This window comes from Collinsella aerofaciens, assembly GCF_039752985.1.
Classification (GTDB): domain Bacteria; phylum Actinomycetota; class Coriobacteriia; order Coriobacteriales; family Coriobacteriaceae; genus Collinsella; species Collinsella aerofaciens_BT.
In genome coordinates, this window is the sequence record NZ_JBDMHA010000130.1 from 1 (window position 1) to 1,562 (window position 1,562).

The following is a 1,562-nucleotide window of genomic DNA, read 5'->3' on the forward strand; positions in this document are numbered from 1 at the left end:
GCGCCTTTAGACGCGAGCCCGGGGCCCGTGGGTTATACCCTAAGAGCAAACCACCCTTTTTAAGGGTGGTTCTGATTGCTTGCATGTCCTCGGCGGCATTTGCCCAAATGGTGAATGCTGGTGCCAGCAGGTTGCCGAGTGCGTGTTGCGGGTATACCTCACGCGTACCATGATCCAAACACTGTGAGGTGTCTGCGCGTGTGCGCGATAATTCATTTTGGAACTGACGGTTGGCGCGCTCGCGTCGATGAGGACTTCACTGCCGATAACGTTGCCCGTATCGCCGATGCCGTCGGCGAATTGTGGCAAAAGACCAATCCGGGCAAAACGGTATATATAGGGTTCGACACCCGACCCCTGGCGCGCGAGTTCGCTGAGCTTGCGGCGGGTGTGCTAGCAGCGCACGGGCTAGACGCCGTGCTCGCTTCGCGACCTGTCCCGACCCCTGCCCTTACGTGGGCGGCGGCTTATGACGGTGAGGCGTGCGGCGCGCTCATGGTGACGGGGTCCCATCATCCGCAGGGTTATCTGTGCCTCAAGATTCGCATGGGTGACGGCTCAACCGCCAACCAGGATGTCATCGAAGAGCTCGAAGAGACCATGGCTCCCGAGCCAATGGGGATCGAGGAGCAATATCGCACCGCGGATATCATTCCTGACTATATGCAGGCGGTGGCATCGTTTGTCGATGCCGAAGCCATCCGCGCCGCGCACTTGCGCGTGGTTGTCGATCCCATGGGCGGCGCAGCCCAGGGCTATCTAGCCGACTTGCTGCGCGAGCTTGGCGTTGAGGTGCACGAGATTCACGCCGGGCAGGCGTCTGACCAAGAAGATATCTGCCCCGACCCCGTTGAGCCTTGGGTGGACGCTTGCGAGCGCACGGTTATCGAGGACGGAGCTTGCGCTGGCCTGGTGACCGACGGCGACGCCGACCGCATCGGCGCGGTTGACGAGCGCGGCAGATATATACATCCGCATCAGATCATGGCGCTCGTTTTGGGCGACTTGGTTCAATTTCGTAATTTGGAGGGGCGCGTCGTCGTCAATCTTTCGTGCTCGACGCTCGTGCGTCGCATTGCCGAGGCGCTTGGCTGCCGCGTGACCGTCAAACCAGTCGGTTTCAAATATATAGCGGCAGAGATGAAGAAGGGCGGCGTCCTCATGGGCGGCGAAGAAGCCGGTGGTATCGGCATCGCCGCGCATATGCCCGAGCGCGATGGAATCCTCGCCTGTCTGATTCTGTGTGAGCTTATGGCAAAGACGGACGCGCCTTTGGGCGTTCTGGTCGACCAACTCGAGGACAGTTTTGGTAAGACGAGTTACGGTCGACGCGATTTGCGCCTTGAGGCCGAAGATGCCGAAACGTTGCGAACCCTGCTGCCGGGCGTAAACCCCAAGTCGATTTGTGGCAAGGTGCCGCAAAACGTTAGTCATATGGATGGCTTGCGTTTGGCATTCGAGGATGACACGTGGCTGCTGGTCCGTCCTAGCGGGACCGAACCAGTGGTGCGCGTCTACGCCGAGGGGTTCTCGGTGGAAGAACGTGATGAGTTGCTCGATGC

At 60.1% G+C, this 1,562-nt stretch carries 1 protein-coding gene; it reads left to right on the forward strand.

The window, feature by feature from the left end:
- Positions 1-198: 198 nt before the first annotated feature.
- Positions 199-1,562 (forward strand): phosphoglucomutase/phosphomannomutase family protein (locus ABHR76_RS09990; RefSeq protein WP_346977646.1); only part of this gene is annotated, 1,364 nt, incomplete at its 3' end.